The sequence below is a fragment of the Azomonas macrocytogenes genome, from assembly GCF_014191985.1.
GTDB lineage: Bacteria > Pseudomonadota > Gammaproteobacteria > Pseudomonadales > Pseudomonadaceae > Azomonas > Azomonas macrocytogenes.
Genome location: NZ_JACHXI010000013.1, coordinates 56,893 through 73,233 on the forward strand (window position 1 = coordinate 56,893; position 16,341 = coordinate 73,233).

Below are 16,341 nucleotides of genomic sequence, written 5' to 3' on the forward strand. Positions count from 1 at the left end.
ATCTGAAGGCAAGCTGTCCTGCGTAGGTGAGCACAGGAGGAAAATATGCGAATTCTTCTCGTTGAGGATAACAAAGATATCCTTGCCAATCTCGTCGACTATCTGGAGCTCAAGGGTTACACGGTGGATTGTGCGCAGGATGGTTTGAATGGGCTGCATCTGGCAGCGACCCAGCATTTTGACTTGATCGTCCTGGATGTGATGTTGCCTGGCCTGGATGGCTACAGCCTATGCCAGCGTTTGCGCGAAGAGGCGCGCAAGGACACACCGATCATCATGCTGACAGCGCGCGATGCCCTGGATGATCGCTTGCTCGGCTTCAAATCGGGGGCGGACGATTACCTGCTCAAGCCATTCGCCCTCTCGGAGCTGGCTGCCCGTATTGAGGCTATTATTCGTCGCTCTCAAGGAGGCGGCAAACGTCTGCTTTCGGTGGCCGATTTGACCTACGATCTGGAGACCCTGGAAGTTACCCGTGCCGGCCGCGCCCTGAAAATCAACCCCATCGGTCTGAAACTGCTGGCACTGCTCATGCAAAAAAGCCCACATCTGGTACGGCGCGAAGTACTCGAAGAGGCATTATGGGGTGATGATTGCCCTGACAGTGACAGTCTGCGTAGTCATGTTCATCAGTTGCGTCAGGTAGTGGATAAACCCTTTCCGAGTGTTTTATTGCATACGGTGCACGGTCTCGGATACCGGTTGGCAGAGCAGTGACAGAATATAAGTCGAGCCTGGCACAACGGATCGTCATCGCTTTCGTGGTGATGGCTGTTCTTGTGGCCGGGGCTTTCGCCGTGGGGATCGTAACTGCTGTCCATTTGGTCGAGGAACGGCTGATTTCTGCAGAATTGGAAAGCGATCTGGATCTGTTGCTGAAGGCCAGGGACCCCAAGGAGTTGCATCTGGCAACCCGTGCCAATCAGTTCTTTTATTTCTCCGGGGGAGAAGGAAGATTTGCGATTCCCGACGATCTCGCAGAGCTGGGCGAGGGTTTTCATGAGGTGCTGCGGGAGCCTTTTTTCTACCATGTCATGGTGAAGAAGGTCGGTGATCGTCGTTATGTCCTGATTCAGGATCAGAGCGATTTCGAGCGGCGTGAGCAAGTCATGTACGCCATCGTTCTGATCGGCTTTTTATTGTGCGTATTGCTGGCGACTATGCTGGGCTGGCTATTGGGCCGCAAGGTTCTGGAGCCGGTGGCGCGACTGGCGCGACAGGTGCGCCATCGTGATCAGTTGCTGGCCCTGGCACCACCCCTGGCACTCGATTATGCGCCGGACGAGGTTGGTCAACTGGCTGCTGCCTTCGACGAAACCTTGACTCAGTTGCGTCAGGCGCTACAGCGCGAGCAATTGTTCACCAGCGATGTCAGCCATGAGCTGCGAACGCCTTTGATGGTGCTGGCCAGTTCCTGCGAGTTGTTACTGGTCAATCCGATACTGGATGAGCGTGCCCGCAAGCAAGTGGAACGTATCTCCCGGGCCAGCGCCAATATGCAGAAACTGGTCGAAACCTTCCTCCAGCTGGCACGCGCCGAAAGCGGACAAACCAATGGCGTGTCGAAGGTTTCCTTGCAGGAAGTCGCCGACGAACTGGTGCTGGAATGGCGCGCGGCCATCGAAGCCAAAGGGCTGTGCCTGGAATATATTTCCAGCGACTATACGTCGGGTTTGTATAACGGGTCGTTTCTCCGCTCGATTCTCGGCAATCTCCTACGCAATGCCCTGCATTACTGTGACAGCGGCTATATCCGCCTGACCCTGCAGGCAGACGGTTTTGTCGTGGAGGATAGTGGTGCCGGCATTCCGCAGGATTTGCACGAGACGGTATTCGACTCTTTTGTGCGCGGCAATCGTGAGCGTGGCGATGGGCTGGGACTGGGCTTGTCGCTGGTGCGGCGGATTTGCCTACATGAAGGCTGGCATATCCAGCTGACGCCGGTTGTGCCGCATGGTTGCCGGTTCGCAGTCGATTTGCACGGCAAGCGTGCGGCTCGCTCCTGAGTGGCGTTGGCTGTTCCGGTTTACTCTGCATTCATTGACGGATTCTTCACACAGGCTTGACCGGTGTATCACAATCGCTGTGCTCGAATCAGCCCATTGATGGATTCAGGCCGCCGCAGCTGTTTTGTGCCGTTACGGGGCGCTCAATCTCGCGTATACGGCGATAGAATGAACGTTTTGCGAATCCCTCTTATAGCAAAGAGGGTCCCTCTACTGCGCAAGGTACGAGTAATGGGCAAGGCACCAACGACTGCTGGTCAACTCCTGCACATCAGCCCTTTCGATCAATGGTTGACGATTCCTGGAGAATGGGTCGAGCCGCCGAACGTGAAACGTGGCGGCGTGAGCGGTGTGCAGCGGCTGCACTGTAGCGATGGGCGTTTGCTGTATTCCAAGCAACAGACCAATTATTGCTATCGAAGTCTGCGTCACCCGCTGGGTGAACCGACCATTCTGCGTGAAAACCGGGCGCTGCTGGCTTTTGCCGCACTGGGTATCGGTGTTCCCCAGGTCGTTTACTGCGGCGTTCGCTTGATCGAGAAACACCGGGATGCCTTGCTGATCACTGTGGCCCTGGAGGGATTCGACAGTTTGAAAGCCTGTTACGAGCGGGGCGATCAACTGCAGTGGAGCGCGGCTCTGAAGGAGCATATCTTTCGCCAGCTTGGCCGAATGCTGTCCCGTTTGCATCGGGCGCGCTGGCAACATGGCGCCTTGTACGACAACCATGTTTTTCTGCGGGTTCGCCCTGACCAAAGCATAGAGCTGGCGCTGCTCGACCTGGAAAAAAGTCGCCGTCGCTTGTCACGTCGTCTTGCCGAGCGACATGACATGAGCAAGTTGCGGCGGCATTCCGCCTGGGGTGAAGATGAATGGCGCTGGTTGTGGCAGGGCTACCGGGAAACCGTTACTGCGGAACTGGAAACAAGAGAGCGGACAACATGCGCACCTTATTCAATATGCGAAAATTCTGCTTCGTCACACTATTCGGCTTCATCGCCATCGTCAGTGCTACCGCCGCAGAACGGCACAGTCCAGTTGTCACCGTCATTCCCGCCAGTGCATCCACCTACCGGCCACCCATCGCAAAAGCCTTATCAAAGGCAAGCGACGAAGTCGATTCACGGCGGCTGGTAACCTTGTTTCGTCTGGTGCAGAGTGTCGGCAGCCTCTGATTTGCAAGGCTGCCTATCGGTGCGCGGTCAGCCTTTGGTGGTGGCAGCGTCGGGATAGCGGCTCCGTCGTATCAGTTTGGTCATCGCTTCGGCAGACAACGGCTTGCTGTAGTAGTAACCCTGGGCTTCGTGGCAACCTTGCTGGATGAGATAACGTTCTTGCTCGATGCATTCCACGCCTTCGGCAATAACCCGCATGCCCAAGCTGGTGCCAAGCTGGATAATGGCCCGGACGATACTGGCGTTATCCTCGTCTTCCGCCAGATCGCGGACGAAGCTTGCATCGATCTTGATCTTGTCCACCGGCAGGCTTTTCAGGTAGCTAAGCGATGAATAGCCGGTGCCGAAGTCGTCGATAGCGATCAGTGCGCCACTTTCGCGCAGCTTATGAAGGATTTTCGCCGCACTGTCGATGTCTTCCATCAGGACGGTTTCGGTGACTTCCACCTCGATGCTTTCCGGCGGCAGTTCATAGCGCCGCATCAGGCTTTCGATCAGCACCGGCGTGCTGTCATGGTAGAGCTGCACGGTGGAAAGGTTGATCCCCATGCGAAAATTCCCGAATCCCCGCTCATGCCACTGATGCAACTGGCTACAGGCCTGCTCCATCACCCATTTGCCGATTTCGACGATGCTGCCGCTTTCTTCCGCCAGAGGGATGAACAGCATCGGTGAGATATATCCATGCTGCGGGTGCTGCCAGCGCAGCAAGGCTTCAGCACCGAAGATCCGTTGCCGCTGCAGGTCGATCAGCGGCTGGTAGAGCAGATGAAATTCGTGCTGCTCCAGCGCTTCACGCAAATTCTCCTGCAACTCGCGGCGCTGGCGGATCTTGCAGTCAAGGCTGGCCACGTAGAATTGGTAGCGGTTGCGTGAGCGCTGCTTGGCCAGGGTCATGGTCTGTTCGGCCTTCTGCAAGAGCTTTTCGGCATGATCGCCGTCTTCTGGGTACAGGGTAATGCCGATAGTGCCGCGTAAGCGTACGGAATGCCCGTCAAGCAGGAACGGAGCCTCCAGGTTCTGGAGAATGCGATCGGCCAGTTCGGCTGTTTCGTAGGGGTGTTGCATGTTCGTCTGGATCAAGGCGAATGCGTCGCCACTCAGTCGCGCCAGAGTGCCATGGGACGCGTCCAGGCCGCGCAGGCGCTCGGCCAAGGCTACCAGTAATTGATCACCGAGCTGGTAACCGAAACGCTCGTTGATTCCCTTGAAATCGTCCAGGCCGATACAAAGCACGGCGATGCACTGCTGTATGTGCTTGATGCCGCTCATGAGGAGTTCGAGCTGGTTCTGTAACTGCTGACGGTTCGGCAGGCCGGTCAGCATGTCGTATTGGGCCATGCGCTGTAGCGTGGTTTCGGCCTCCATGCGCAGGTTCTTGTTGTGTTCGATAGCGGCGAGCAGTCCGTTGGCAGTCTTGACCCACAGCCCCAGTTCATTCTGCTCATGGCCCTTTATCTGCGGCAGCTTATGTTCGCAGGAATGCTCCGGGTTGATACGGGCCAGGTAGTGAATCCGATTCGTCAATGGCCGGGTGAGCAGCCATTGATAGATGAGATAAAGCACGAGCGCCAGAATCAGGGCATTCGTAATATCCAGGATAAAAATTATGCTGGAGTCATCGAGGAATTCCGCACCGTACAAAGCGGTATCCAACTGAATGCTCAGGCTGCCGTAATACTCGTTCCGGGGGGGATCTCCCGCCAGCTCAATAGAGAATTCACGGGTTTGGCCAAAAAGAGCATCGGTCAGCCAACGGGGCGGCAGGTTTATCAGCGGACGTTCCCGGTGTGCCAATAGCGGCCTGTCAGGAGTGGTCAGGGTTGCTTGCTGGACCGCTTCGTGCTGAATCAGCACGCTCATGATTCGAACGCTTAGTTCCTGATCCTGGCTATCCAGGGCATGGGTGGCCAGGGTGCGAGTAGTGTGCAGGATTTGCTGCGCTTCAGTTTCGATGCGCGTCCAGGTCTGGTAGGCGTTGAAAGTGGTCTGGGTGATGCTGAGTACAAGACCGACGGCCAATGCTGTCAACAGCACAAAGCGCAACAGCTTTAGCGATAAGCGTTTTCGCAATGCTTCCTTCATTGCCGGGTAATCCTTGATCAAAGCCCTATACGCAGCTATCTATAGTAAAAAGGTAGATATTTCCTTGCTCTCGTATGGTCAAGCTTTGGTTCTGTGAAATCCCGCAAAAAAAACCAGTGATAATAAAAATGCCCACGTCATAAGACATGGGCATCGATCGATGGACGGCTCGAAAGCCGCCCGGCGAAAAGCAGGATTTCAGCCGGCGAAATTCTTCGCGGCGAAGTCCCAGTTCACCAGATTCCAGAATGCCTCGATGAATTTCGGGCGGGCATTGCGGTAGTCGATGTAGTAAGCATGCTCCCAGACATCGAGGGTGAGTAGCGGCTTGTCTTCGGTAGTCAAGGGGGTGCCGGCGTTGGAGGTGCTGGTCAGGGCAAGCTTGCCATCGGGCTTCTTGACCAGCCAGGCCCAGCCGGAACCGAAGGTGCCGATGGCGACCTTGGTGAATTCTTCCTTGAACTTGTCGAAAGAGCCAAAGGAAGCATTGATGGCATCGGCCAGCGCCCCGCTGGGCTGGCCACCGCCATTGGGCTTCAGGCTGTTCCAGAAGAAAGTGTGGTTCCAGACCTGGGCAGCGTTGTTGAACAGGCCGCCAGAGGCTGTCTTGATGATGGTTTCCAGATCCTTGCCTTCGAATTCGGTGCCTGGAACCAGGTTGTTCAGGTTGGTGACATAGGTCTGGTGATGCTTGCCATAGTGGTAATCGAGGGTCTCGGAAGAGATCTCGGGTTCAAGGGCGTTTTTTTCGTAAGGCAGCGGTGGTAGTTCGAAAGCCATGGTTATTCTCCTACTGACGAAAATCGATTCGATTGGCTTGAGCGAAGGCAATGCGCATCGTTGGAATGACTCCGATATGCGGAACGGACCGAGCAAACACTACCCGAAACCATTCGGTTTGCCTCCTAGGATTCGCGCTCGATATCTGCGCGGTTTTGGCCGTCACGGTCGGCCGGAATAGGCGGCTGGGGTTGTTCGGCCCCAGATTCGCAGCTTCTGGATCATAGCACCGGGCCTGCAGCAAAACTACGAACTGCCCTGTACGATGAGTCCAGACCTGGGTTACTCCCGGTCTTCATGCCAGAGTTACAGTTTCTGTGGACCATGCGCTGGCTGGCCCGTTCCCGGATTTGCTGCGAAGTGTTGTGCCGGTAAAAATTCGGGGCAGATCCTGCCAGGCTGCTTGGTGGTCTTCCTCCCCGGTATACTCGAAACTTTCCTCCAGCGCCGAGGGCATGCCATGCGCAACGATTCTCACGATGATCCGGAAGATGTCCCGAGCCTGACCGTCGAGCGCGACGAACCTAGCCTACCGGCTAGGTCGGACGGCATCTCTGCCCACGCTCTTCGAGAATCGGTCGAGCGCACTGAGCGCGGCTTCGGTACCGGGTTGTTATGGCTGCTGGTTCTGGCCTTGGGTGCTGGGCTCGGTTTGCTTGGCTGGTGGAGTTACACGCAGATCGATTTGCTGGAGCGCCAGTTGATTGCGACCCAGGAAAGCTTTGCACGCATCAGTGAGGATGCCGCCGGTCGCCTGCAGGATATTTCCGGCCAGTTGGTGGCCAGCGAATCCACTGTCACCACCGATAGCGAAGCGATAAAGCTGCTTTTGAAGCAGCTCGAGCGGCAAGTCGTCGACCTGGGGCGGCAGCAACAATTATCCGAAAGCCAGCAACAGGCTTTGGAAGACCGTCAGAATGGCCAGGCCAGGCGTTTCGATGAGCAGAACGGCCTGCTGGCGCAACTGGCCGGCGACCTGCAAGGGCAGCAGGAAGCCTCAGCGAAGCTGGTCGAGCGCAGTGACGTCGTCGCCGCAGAGCAGGCCAGATTCGAAGCTGCCCTGGTCGAGCAGAAGACTCAACAGGCGAGCCTCGGCAAACAGGTCGAATCACTCAAGCAGAATGACCCAAGCAAGGACATAGTCCGGCTGGAGCAGGATTTACTGATAGTACGCAGCCAGCTCGATAAACTCGACAGTCGAATCGCTCCGCGAGGCAATACGGCGGAGTTCGATGCATTCCGTAGCCAGACGAAACGAGCAATCACGGCCGTTCAGAATCAGATTGCCAATCTTCAATCGCAGATCGATAGCCGATGATTGGGTGCCCGAGGCTCGGATACTGGGTGGTCACTCCTGGCCATAGTCCGGCTATGACGCGACATCGCTCGTCAGAGCGCCGGGCATAAAAAAGCGGAGGCATATAGCCCCCGCTTTTCTACAGACAACTATACCGAATTAGCTGCTGCGGCCACCTTTATGGCTGGTCTGGCCGCCTTTACGGCCGGCTTCGGAAGCCTTTTCGCGATCGTTGGCGAAGTTGCCACCGCTGTTGTGGCCGCCTTTACGGCCCGCTTCGGAGGCTTTCTCTCGATCATTGGCGAAGTTGCCTGGGTTGTTATTTGCCATGTTTTTTCTCCTCTTTCGCTTGCGAATCTCGATGGTAGAGACGAGGGTGCTACGAACGAATTCTCATAGCCTGCGTATTTTCAGAGGACCGCTTTGTGGGCGAGTTCAGGGATATTTGCAAACAACGACGAGTGGTTTTCCCGCCTGTTCTTATTCAAGAGCCGAATCTCCGGTTGCTGCTGGTTGCAGGCTACCTGCGCCTGGAGAATGCCCGAGCTGCACGATCCTCACCTGGGCGATACTGGCCCGGTTGACAGGACCGCCTGTTCCGCCACTACCGGAATAAAGGGTATTCGACTTCAGGTAGCTCATATTGAAGTAATCGCTGAATACGAAGCGGTAGGTGCCGGCTTTCAGTTGGACGACCATTTCCGTGGATCTCCTCAAAGGATGCTCACCATTACGAGGATCGACATTCGGCATCTGCACGATGCCACGCGCTACTGCCTGGTTGCGGCCAGCCAGCACGTCGATCTGCTTCACGGCGTTGGTGACCCCGCTACTGATGTCATGCTGATGATTGTTGTAGACCAGTTCGATGGCATAGCGGCCGGGTTTGGTGATCGCGATATCGCGGACTTCCAGTGTATCGGTGGGTGCACCCCAGTCACGCAGGGTGGGTTCGGCGATGCCATCGGAGGGCGGCGTTACTGCAAGATTGCTGAGTACGCGGGCATCGGTCACGGGAATGGCCTGGACCGCTGTCTCCTCGGCGCAGAACGGTGCTGAATGATGCGAGTGGTGGCCACTACCGCTAAAGATCGCCTGTACCGCGTAGCAGGTACGGGATTCGGCAGGTGCTTTCCGGCGGTCGCTCCAACTCGTCTGAGTCAGTCGGTCGGCGACCAGTTCGCCGTCCCGGAAAATGCGATAAAACACCGTGTCACCGGAAACATCGGCATTACCACTATCTGTAAAGTTGATCCGGTACTTGCCGCTTTCTTGCACGATGGAGGTGATCTTCGGTTCGACAGGCGCAAAGACACGTGGGTCCCGATGATCGTCCGGATCGACCATTGGTACCATGGTGATGCGCGTATCGCCAGCATGCAGGGCTCCGAAATCGACTTCGATAACGTTCGCTGCGTTATTCAACTGGTCTTCCTTAATGCTGCCGGTAACGGGCGATCCGTTCAGGCGTACTTCCTTGGGCAGGTAGTAGCCGGTCCCGGATGTCGCTTCCGGCAGATTCAGTACTACATCGAGGGCATGCTCCTTGTAGTGAAGCCCGGAAAGCCGTGCGCGAGGCGAATTGCCGAACAAGTGTCGCGCTTTGGCAGTCAGGAATGGCTCGATCGTGATTCCAGACTGGTTGACCTGGTAACCGAATAGCGTTCCGATGGCCATGTTCAGATAGCCCGCAACGGACCATAGCTGGCGTCGGGAATTGATCACTGGGCCATCGTCATGGAAAGGCTTGCCGGTCAGCCACTCCAGGTTTTCCATGTTGGATAGATTCAAGGCCGCGCCCCGCACAAGGGATTGGATCGCATTGTCCGCAACCGCTGGGTTACGGACTCTGGCAGCCGCCTGTAGCTCATAAGCCGTAACAAAAGGCCATAACGCACGGTTGTGATAAACCGGTATGTCCGGTTGCTGCGGGTAATACACCGGAACCCCCAACTGGCCATGTGGATAGTTGGCCAAAACTTCCGCAGCTCGGCGCGGTGGTGCGATCCCGCTCAGGATAGCCAGGGCCGAGCCGAGCATGTCGAATTTTTCCACGGGTGCCTGATCGCCGGCGGCGCTCGTCAGGCTCGCGTACAGGCCAGCCTCCTTGATCCAGAAGTGCCGGTTGATCCGTTCCTTCAAGGCATCCCCCCACTCCGTGTAACGACGCACCAACTGTACCTCGCCATGCTCACGAGCCAGGCGTGCGGTCAGACGCAGCGCCTGGTAATGAACGACATTGGTCGACAGGGCCTTGGACTCGGCCATATGACTCAGGTTGTCGACGATCCAGCCTGCGTAGGTTTGCGTGCGCCAATCGAGATAGGATTGTTCGCCGCCATATAGGCCAAGGATTGGATCGAATGCCGCTTGGCGATCGGCTTCGACGGTACCGCGCAAGGCCGCGTAGGCGTAATCCGAGAATGTGTCGTAGGTCTCGCCGGACAGGTTGTCGAGGGTGCTTTCGGCCGCCAGTGCCCAGGTCACACGGTCCGTGCTTACCGGCCAGCTGCCGCCGGAGCCAGTATCCTGGATGATCTGCAGGGCGCTGCTGGGGAGGCCTGCAGGTGGCTGGACCCCTTCACGCATGCCGTTGGTCTTGAAGAGCAGGGAATTGGCGACGCGTGCCGGATTAAGCGAGGCCAGGCCGAGCTGGGCTGCGTAGGAGAGATCGCGCGTCCAAACATATGTCCATTTTTCGCCTGTCTGTAGGCAGTGACAGGCAATGGGGTCGCCACCGTTGTAGTTGTCGTCACGAATCTCGCTGACACTCAGCAGTTTCAAGTCGTCCAGGGCCATGGCAAACAGGCCGTCGAAGAACAGGCTGCCGCTGCGCAGCAGCGGTTGTGCGGTGTCTTCGGTGAAAACTCGTTGTTGCTGGACATCGTCGCGCAACTTCATGGTCGTGTTGAACGTATAGGTGCGCTGCTGCGCTTGCTGGTTCTCCACCGAAACGCTGACCGTTTCATCTCGACCATTGGGCTCGAGTGGATAGGGCGGGTAGGTCACCGAGTTGGGGGTTTCCTGCGCTACGCTGCGAGTGGCCTGGGAATCGGCCGCGTGGATGCTGTCAGGAAGCGATATCATGGATAAAGCCGCAATGGTGATAACGGTATCGCTCCAGGAGATCCCGAACAGGTTCCTGCGATTCGGTGGGGGAGACAGTAGCAACTGGGCAGGGGCTGGATTCGGTTTTTTCCTGACCCTGAAAATCTGGCCCGTGACGAACTTTCCTGAAAACGTGTGACGAAACATGCGAGCTTCCTATTATTGGAATTATTAATAAGCAACTTGTTCGCCTCCTTGCTGATTACGCGTTATTTCCTGTGGCTGTTTAACCCTAGACCAGCAAATGATGTTGGTATTGATAAAGATAGAAAAAGGGTCACTGCAGCGGAGATATTGACGAACCTGGGTCGTCGTTGAGCCTTGCGAGTGGCTTGGGTTGGCGTTTCTATCAGTGCTTGTTCGTCGACTCTTTGGGGGAGGGCCGCTCAAGCCTCTTCTGGTGCACAAGAATCGTCAAAAGCGGCATTCAGTGGTGATTTTCTAGCGCTTGTACTGGCCGATAAAGATCGACGGATCGATTCGTACATCATTGAGGCTGATATTCCAGTGCAGGTGCGAGCCGGTGGCGCGACCGGTGGAGCCGACCCGGCCAAGTGCATCGCCGCGCAGGATGGCGTCGCCGACCTTTACCTCGATTTTCGACAAATGACAGAACATGCTGACCAACCCTTGGCCGTGGTCGATAAATATCGTGTTGCCGTTGAAGAAATAATTACCGGTCAGCATCACACGGCCATCCGCTGGCGCCTTGACAACGGTTCCGGCCGGCACGGCAAAATCCAGACCCGAATGCGGATTGCGCTCCTGGCCATTGAAGAAGCGACGCAGGCCGAAGGGACTGGAAAGCGGGCCGTTCACCGGTTTATCGAACAGCAGATTGCTCGGCTGGCTCTCGCTGAACTGGCGATAGGCTGCAGTCTGCTCGTCCAGTTCACGCTCGATGCGCTTGAGATCCTCGGGATTGGGGTCGACCTGGCGCTGATTCTTCAGGGTGATGCGCTGCTCGCGATACTTCCTCGATGAAATCTGGAAATCCTGCGTGCGTGGCGCGCCATTACGTTCGACGGTCACCGTTTGCACACCCGGCTCTACCGTCAAGGGAATGCCGACGATGGCGATCCAGCGCTTGCCGTCTTCCTTGACCACCAGCACTGGTTTGTCTCGATACCGCACCCTGGGTGCCGGTCCTTGCATCCCCAGATCGAGTACCGCGACGCCGCCCGGTACCGGCTTGTTCAGCAGGCGAGTGATAAACCCCTCGGCTTGTGCAGGCAGGGCAAGGGCGAGCAGTAGCAACAGGATGAGGCGGTGCATGGAAACTCCGAGATGGGAAAACACGCCGGGCACTATAGCAACGCTTTCGGTCATATCAGGAGTCACGAGATGACTGTGTTTATTTCTCAATTGAAATTGATTCTCAATATGGTAGAGTGATTTCCCTAAGCGCTGCGGCAAGACTCGAGGACAACCCTCGAGTGCAGGAGAAATCCAATCGATCTGGAGCGATACACACCATGAGCGTAACCATCGTCTATGGGTCCGATGGCGGATGCACCAGAAAAATTGCGAAGCGGATCGCCAGTCAGATCGACGCCCGGCTGCTGGATATCAAGCAGGCCCGGCGTGCGGATTTGCAGCGGTGTCCGCTGCTGATCCTCGGTTGCCCAGCTCATGATGACGGCGCCCGGCAAAGCGATTGGAAACAATGCCTGGAAGTCCTGGAAGATACTGAACTCGATGGCAAGACGGTCGCCCTGTTTGGTTCCTGTGGGCGGCACAATTGTTCGGCCAACTTCCTCGATGCGCTTGGTGCGCTCTACGAAATCGTGGCAGAGAAGGGGGCCAGCGTGGTCGGTTTTACCGATACCGAAGGCTACGATTTTTCCGAACCAACTGTTGTACGTAACGGCCGCTTCGCCGACCTGGCCTCGGATGAAGATAACCAGTTCTCCGCAACCAACGCACGGATCAACGCATGGCTCAATCAACTTATCAAGTAAAGCCGCCGGCAGTCGCCTGCTTTGGCCAGTATCTCTACGAATACCGCAAGGGTGTACGCCAGTTGTTCATGCTCACCATGTCGCCGAACGAGGCGCAGGGTATGAAAAAGCGCCTGGAACGGGAATCGATCGACTGCCATATCCAGGAAATCTGCCCGACCAAGGTAAATCTGTATTTCGGTCGTACCTCCTGTGTCGAAGTGGTGCGCGCCATTGTCAACAAGCCGTTGTACGAGTTGACCTCGGAAGAGGATTTCATTCTCGGCACGTTGCTCGGCTACGACATCCAGCAGCAATGCCTGCGCTTTTTGACTCGCACTGGCCGGCAGAGCCAGGAGCGGATGGTCATTCACTGACGGGACGGCGCTCGCGATATCACCCGCACCAGGGAATGATGTGACCAAGGATGACGGTGAGAGCAGGATTGCTGCAGTAGTACTACACCGATAACCCCAGGCGAGAGAGAACTCGCCTGGTCGCGCCGGTAGGCCAGGCAGCTGGCTGCAATGAGCTGTCTGTTAGCCACCCAAGAAGCTTCATTGCTTCTGTTGAAGCTTCATTGCTTCTGTTCTGGCAGGCTTGCGAGAGGCAGCCAGATTTCCAATTTGGTATGGGCCCCGGGTCTGCGGGCGACCTTGATCGATCAAAAGCTAGCCAGTCGGTCAATACCGAACTAAGGAAACTCCGAACAAGTCTCTTTCACAAGCAAGGGAATTGCTGCAAGCCGTGTCGTCAATGGCAGCGGATTTCTTGTGATAATGAAGAATCCAACTTAACTCTCGGAATTTCCTCAATATCTATGGTTGAGCTAGCAGCTACCAGTCAGAGACAGGCTGTCCCGGAGGGCTCATGGCAGAGCTCACGTTAGGAAAAAAAATAACCAGGATTGGGCATGGAACCGTTGCGCAGGCTGTCGCTATTGGCGTGGCTGCGCTTATCGCGATTGTGTCGAGCTCTGCCCAGGCGGAGACGCTCACCGTCCCGCCCATTCCGGCACTGTCCACCCTGCCACCCTGGGCTCAAGTCCAGACTCAGCCGGTCAAGCGTGCCTTGGTTATCGGAATCCATGAATATCAATATGCTGCGAAACTCCCAACGCCCGCATTCGACGAAGAATTGGTCGTGACCGCTTTGCAGAACCTTGATCCAAATTTCGTTATAACGAGAGTGTCTCCAGAGCAAATGACTCGGGCAGGACTGCTCAAGGCCATCGAGGATTTCACCAAATCGCTGAACACCGGCGAGAGCGCTTTCGTTTTCTTCAGCGGGCACGGCTTGGAGAGTCAGGGCGTGAACTATCTGCTGGCGGCAGATGCACAGCCCGCCGAGGCAGGCCAGGAAGGAACTGCCTACATCAGCGTCCCTTACCTGATCGAGCGGATCCAGAATACCGGAGCAGCCATGACTGCCATCATCCTGGATGCCTGTCATGTCGACCCGTTCGCAAGCTACGACGCAGACAGCGACATCCTGGATGCGTCTGCTGCAGATCGTCCCGGGCAGGCCCGGCCCGACCATTCCGCCGCTGCCGGATTAAGCCGCATGACGACTCCGCAAGGCTTCCTTGTCGCATACGCTGCTGAGCCAGGCAAAGCGTCGTATAGCCTGTTTCGCGACGATTCGCCCGACCAGGGAAGTATCTTCACACGCCGTTTCGTCAGCCATCTGGCAACGCTGAACAGGCCTATTCAAACTATTCTCACGCTTACCGCAGGCGATGTCTCTTCCCTTACGGGCGGTAGACAGAAACCTTTCGTCAATGCTTCCAGCATCGGTGAAATGCGCCTGCACCGTAGCGCCAGGGTCGAGCAGGACGAGCTTGAAAGCTGGACAAGAACGGTTGCCGATTCACCAACTGACCAACAATTCTTCGGGCTGCGTGAGTTCGTCAGCCTTTATCCCGCCAGCCATTTTTCCAGCGCGGCGCGGTCGCGAATGGCGAGTCTGAAGCGCAGTAACGCTCCCTCGGTATTCGCACAAACCGACCAGGCCGAACCACTCAACGTGGGTATTCTGTTCGGAGCCTTGCAAACGCCAGGGCTGGTGAACACGCTCAGCAATGTCGCTTTTGCCGGGCACGACGTCTTTGTCCGGGAGCGGCCGTATGCCAATACCCCCAAAGTGATTGCAAGTCTGTGGCAGGGGGATGAAGTCCGGGTACTGGATGGCTCGGTTCGACCGGGATGGGCAAAGATCGTCCTGGAAAACGGCACTGTGGGGTATGTTGGCAGCGTCAACGAACAGCCGCTGCAAAAGCCTGAGACAACGTCAGTCCTTGAACTCGTTGGCGATGAAACCCTGAACGAGCTTCAGGTTCATTCCATCCGCCCATGGAATGCCATGCAGCTGGATTCAGCCACGGCACTCATCAAGGTGGGGCCGGTTGCCGACAAGGACCCGCGCAAGGCCCGCCAGACCGCCTATCTTCGGGCACTTCGCCTGCGTGCAGCACTGGTCGCTCAAGGTGTGAGCAACAAGCGCATTATCATGATCCTTGAAAAGGATAAGGATCGCAGTAGCAGTGATTCCGCAAGCGTCACGCTGCTTCACTAAAGCCGGCCATGAACATCGGATTCCACCCGCACGCTTAGCTCGCCTTCACCCAGTCGGGCCCTGAGCCGCTGGCCTGGCCTGGTCTGGTCTGCCGCGCGGATCGCCCGGCCATTTTCATCCAGCAGAATGCTGTAGCCACGGCTCAGCGTGGCCAGTGGGCTGACGACTTGCAGGGTTTGGGCAAGTGACTGCAGTTGTTGTCGCTGGCGCCTGAGATTTTCCTGCATGGCACGTGGCAAGCGGCTGCCCAGGTATTCCAGGCGCTGGCTTAACGCATTCAGGGTGCGCTCCGGATGCTGTGCCGTCAGGCGTGTATCGAGCCGGGCCAGTCGCTCCTGCCCGTTACGCAGCCGCTGCTGGATCGCACGCAACAGCCGCTGTTCCAGGTCGTCGACGCGCTGCGCCTGTTGCTGCAGTCGCTCGCCGGGATGGCGCAGGCGCTTGGTCAAGCCTTCCAGGCGCATGCCTGCACGTTGCAAGCGTTCCTGCATGCGCAGCAACAGGCGGCGCTGCAGGTTTTCCAGGCGCTGGACCAGATCGCCCGTGTGCGGCGCCAGTAGTTCGGCGGCGGCAGAAGGAGTCGGCGCGCGGACGTCGGCGACGAAATCGGCGATGGATACATCGGTTTCATGGCCGACGGCACTGACGATAGGCGTTGCACAGTTGGCCACGGCACGCGCTACAGCCTCTTCGTTGAAGCACCACAGATCCTCCAGCGAACCGCCACCCCGGGCCAGGATCAAGGCATCAAAACCCTGGGCGTCGGCCAGTTCCAGTGCTCGGACGATTTGCAGCGTCGCCTCGCGACCCTGTACGGCAGTGGGCACCAGCACCAACTCCACTTGCGGCGCGCGGCGGCCGAATACGCTGATGATGTCGCGAATCACCGCGCCGCTGGGCGAGGTGACAATGCCGATGCGGCGCGGATGCGCGGGCAGCGCCTGCTTGCGCGCGGCGGCGAACAGCCCTTCGGTGGCCAGCTTTTCCTTCAAGGCCTCGAAGGCCAGGCGCAGTGCACCGTCACCAGCTGGTTCGAGGGTTTCGAGGATCAGCTGATAATCGCCGCGTGCTTCGAATACGGAAACCCGTCCGCGTACCCGCACCGCCAGCCCGTCACGCAAGGCTTCGCGCACGCGCACGGCATTCTGGCGGAACAGCGCGCAGCGCACTTGGGCGTTCTGGTCCTTGAGGGTGAAATAGACATGCCCCGAGGCCGGGCGCGCCAGATTGGAAATCTCGCCCTCGACCCAGATGCGGGCAAACACATCCTCCAGCAGTAACCGGGCGCGGCTATTGAGCTGGGAGACGCTGAGCACCTCGCGGTCGAGATCGAGACGTTGGAAGGGATCGGTAGGCATGCCCGGCATGATAAGCCG

At 57.3% G+C, this 16,341-nt stretch carries 14 protein-coding genes; 8 read left to right on the top strand and 6 right to left on the bottom strand.

Annotation, left to right across the window (positions count from 1 at the left end; all coding sequences use genetic code 11):
- Positions 1-45: 45 nt before the first annotated feature.
- The 3 genes from FHR87_RS12680 (at position 46) to FHR87_RS12690 (ending at position 3,143) form a co-directional block, all read left to right on the top strand.
- On the top strand, positions 46-717 hold the full coding sequence (locus tag FHR87_RS12680) for a response regulator transcription factor (RefSeq protein ID WP_183167096.1): 672 nt from the start codon (positions 46-48) through the stop codon (positions 715-717).
- A 50-nt stretch (positions 718-767) separates the two neighbouring features.
- Positions 768-2,006 (top strand): sensor histidine kinase, encoded by a 1,239-nt coding sequence (locus FHR87_RS12685; protein WP_183167143.1) that lies wholly within the window; start codon positions 768-770, stop codon positions 2,004-2,006.
- A 231-nt stretch (positions 2,007-2,237) separates the two neighbouring features.
- Positions 2,238-3,143, top strand: coding sequence for a lipopolysaccharide kinase InaA family protein (locus FHR87_RS12690; protein ID WP_183167097.1), 906 nt, complete (start codon positions 2,238-2,240; stop codon positions 3,141-3,143).
- Positions 3,144-3,208: 65 nt separating this feature from the next.
- Here FHR87_RS12690 and FHR87_RS12695 read toward each other — a convergent pair whose 3' ends face one another.
- On the bottom strand, positions 3,209-5,266 hold the full coding sequence (locus tag FHR87_RS12695; protein WP_183167098.1) for a putative bifunctional diguanylate cyclase/phosphodiesterase: 2,058 nt from the start codon (positions 5,264-5,266) through the stop codon (positions 3,209-3,211).
- Positions 5,267-5,464: 198 nt separating this feature from the next.
- The gene (sodB, locus tag FHR87_RS12700; RefSeq protein ID WP_183167099.1) at positions 5,465-6,046 is read right to left on the bottom strand and encodes a superoxide dismutase [Fe]; all 582 of its coding nucleotides are present in this window, start codon (positions 6,044-6,046) and stop codon (positions 5,465-5,467) included.
- 460 nt (positions 6,047-6,506) lie between these two features.
- Here sodB and FHR87_RS12705 point away from each other — a divergent pair, with 460 nt between their 5' ends.
- Positions 6,507-7,364: an ATPase gene (locus FHR87_RS12705; RefSeq protein WP_183167100.1), complete on the top strand. Its 858-nt coding sequence runs from the start codon at positions 6,507-6,509 to the stop codon at positions 7,362-7,364.
- A gap of 138 nt (positions 7,365-7,502) precedes the next feature.
- Here the strand turns inward: FHR87_RS12705 and FHR87_RS12710 are convergent, their stop codons facing one another.
- Both FHR87_RS12710 and FHR87_RS12715 read right to left on the bottom strand, forming a co-directional pair.
- Complete coding sequence (locus FHR87_RS12710) at positions 7,503-7,673, bottom strand: con-10 family general stress protein (RefSeq protein WP_183167101.1); 171 nt, start codon at positions 7,671-7,673, stop codon at positions 7,503-7,505.
- A 150-nt stretch (positions 7,674-7,823) separates the two neighbouring features.
- Positions 7,824-10,430: an MGH1-like glycoside hydrolase domain-containing protein gene (locus FHR87_RS12715; RefSeq protein WP_183167102.1), complete on the bottom strand. Its 2,607-nt coding sequence runs from the start codon at positions 10,428-10,430 to the stop codon at positions 7,824-7,826.
- Between FHR87_RS12715 and FHR87_RS12720 the strand changes: the two genes are divergently transcribed.
- On the top strand, positions 10,429-10,590 hold the full coding sequence (locus FHR87_RS12720) for a hypothetical protein (RefSeq protein WP_183167103.1): 162 nt from the start codon (positions 10,429-10,431) through the stop codon (positions 10,588-10,590). The genes FHR87_RS12715 and FHR87_RS12720 overlap by 2 nt on opposite strands.
- Positions 10,591-10,892: 302 nt before the next feature.
- Here the strand turns inward: FHR87_RS12720 and FHR87_RS12725 are convergent, their stop codons facing one another.
- Entirely contained in the window at positions 10,893-11,726 is an 834-nt protein-coding gene (locus FHR87_RS12725) for a M23 family metallopeptidase (RefSeq protein ID WP_183167104.1), read from the bottom strand.
- Between the two features lie 200 nt (positions 11,727-11,926).
- On the opposite strand from FHR87_RS12725, the gene FHR87_RS12730 reads away from it, so the two are divergent.
- The 3 genes from FHR87_RS12730 (at position 11,927) to FHR87_RS12740 (ending at position 14,965) form a co-directional block, all read left to right on the top strand.
- Positions 11,927-12,412, top strand: a complete 486-nt coding sequence (locus FHR87_RS12730) for a flavodoxin (RefSeq protein ID WP_183167105.1) — start codon at positions 11,927-11,929, stop codon at positions 12,410-12,412.
- Positions 12,388-12,768: a DUF2023 family protein gene (locus FHR87_RS12735; RefSeq protein ID WP_183167106.1), complete on the top strand. Its 381-nt coding sequence runs from the start codon at positions 12,388-12,390 to the stop codon at positions 12,766-12,768. Before FHR87_RS12730 ends, FHR87_RS12735 begins: the two co-directional genes overlap by 25 nt.
- Before the next feature lie 493 nt (positions 12,769-13,261).
- On the top strand, positions 13,262-14,965 hold the full coding sequence (locus FHR87_RS12740) for a caspase family protein (RefSeq protein ID WP_183167107.1): 1,704 nt from the start codon (positions 13,262-13,264) through the stop codon (positions 14,963-14,965).
- Here the strand turns inward: FHR87_RS12740 and xseA are convergent.
- Positions 14,962-16,323 carry an exodeoxyribonuclease VII large subunit gene (gene xseA, locus FHR87_RS12745; protein ID WP_183167108.1) on the bottom strand — a complete coding sequence of 454 codons (1,362 nt, stop codon included), beginning with the start codon at positions 16,321-16,323 and terminating at the stop codon, positions 14,962-14,964. The two genes, FHR87_RS12740 and xseA, sit on opposite strands and share 4 nt — an antisense overlap.
- Between the last annotated feature and the right edge of the window lie 18 nt (positions 16,324-16,341).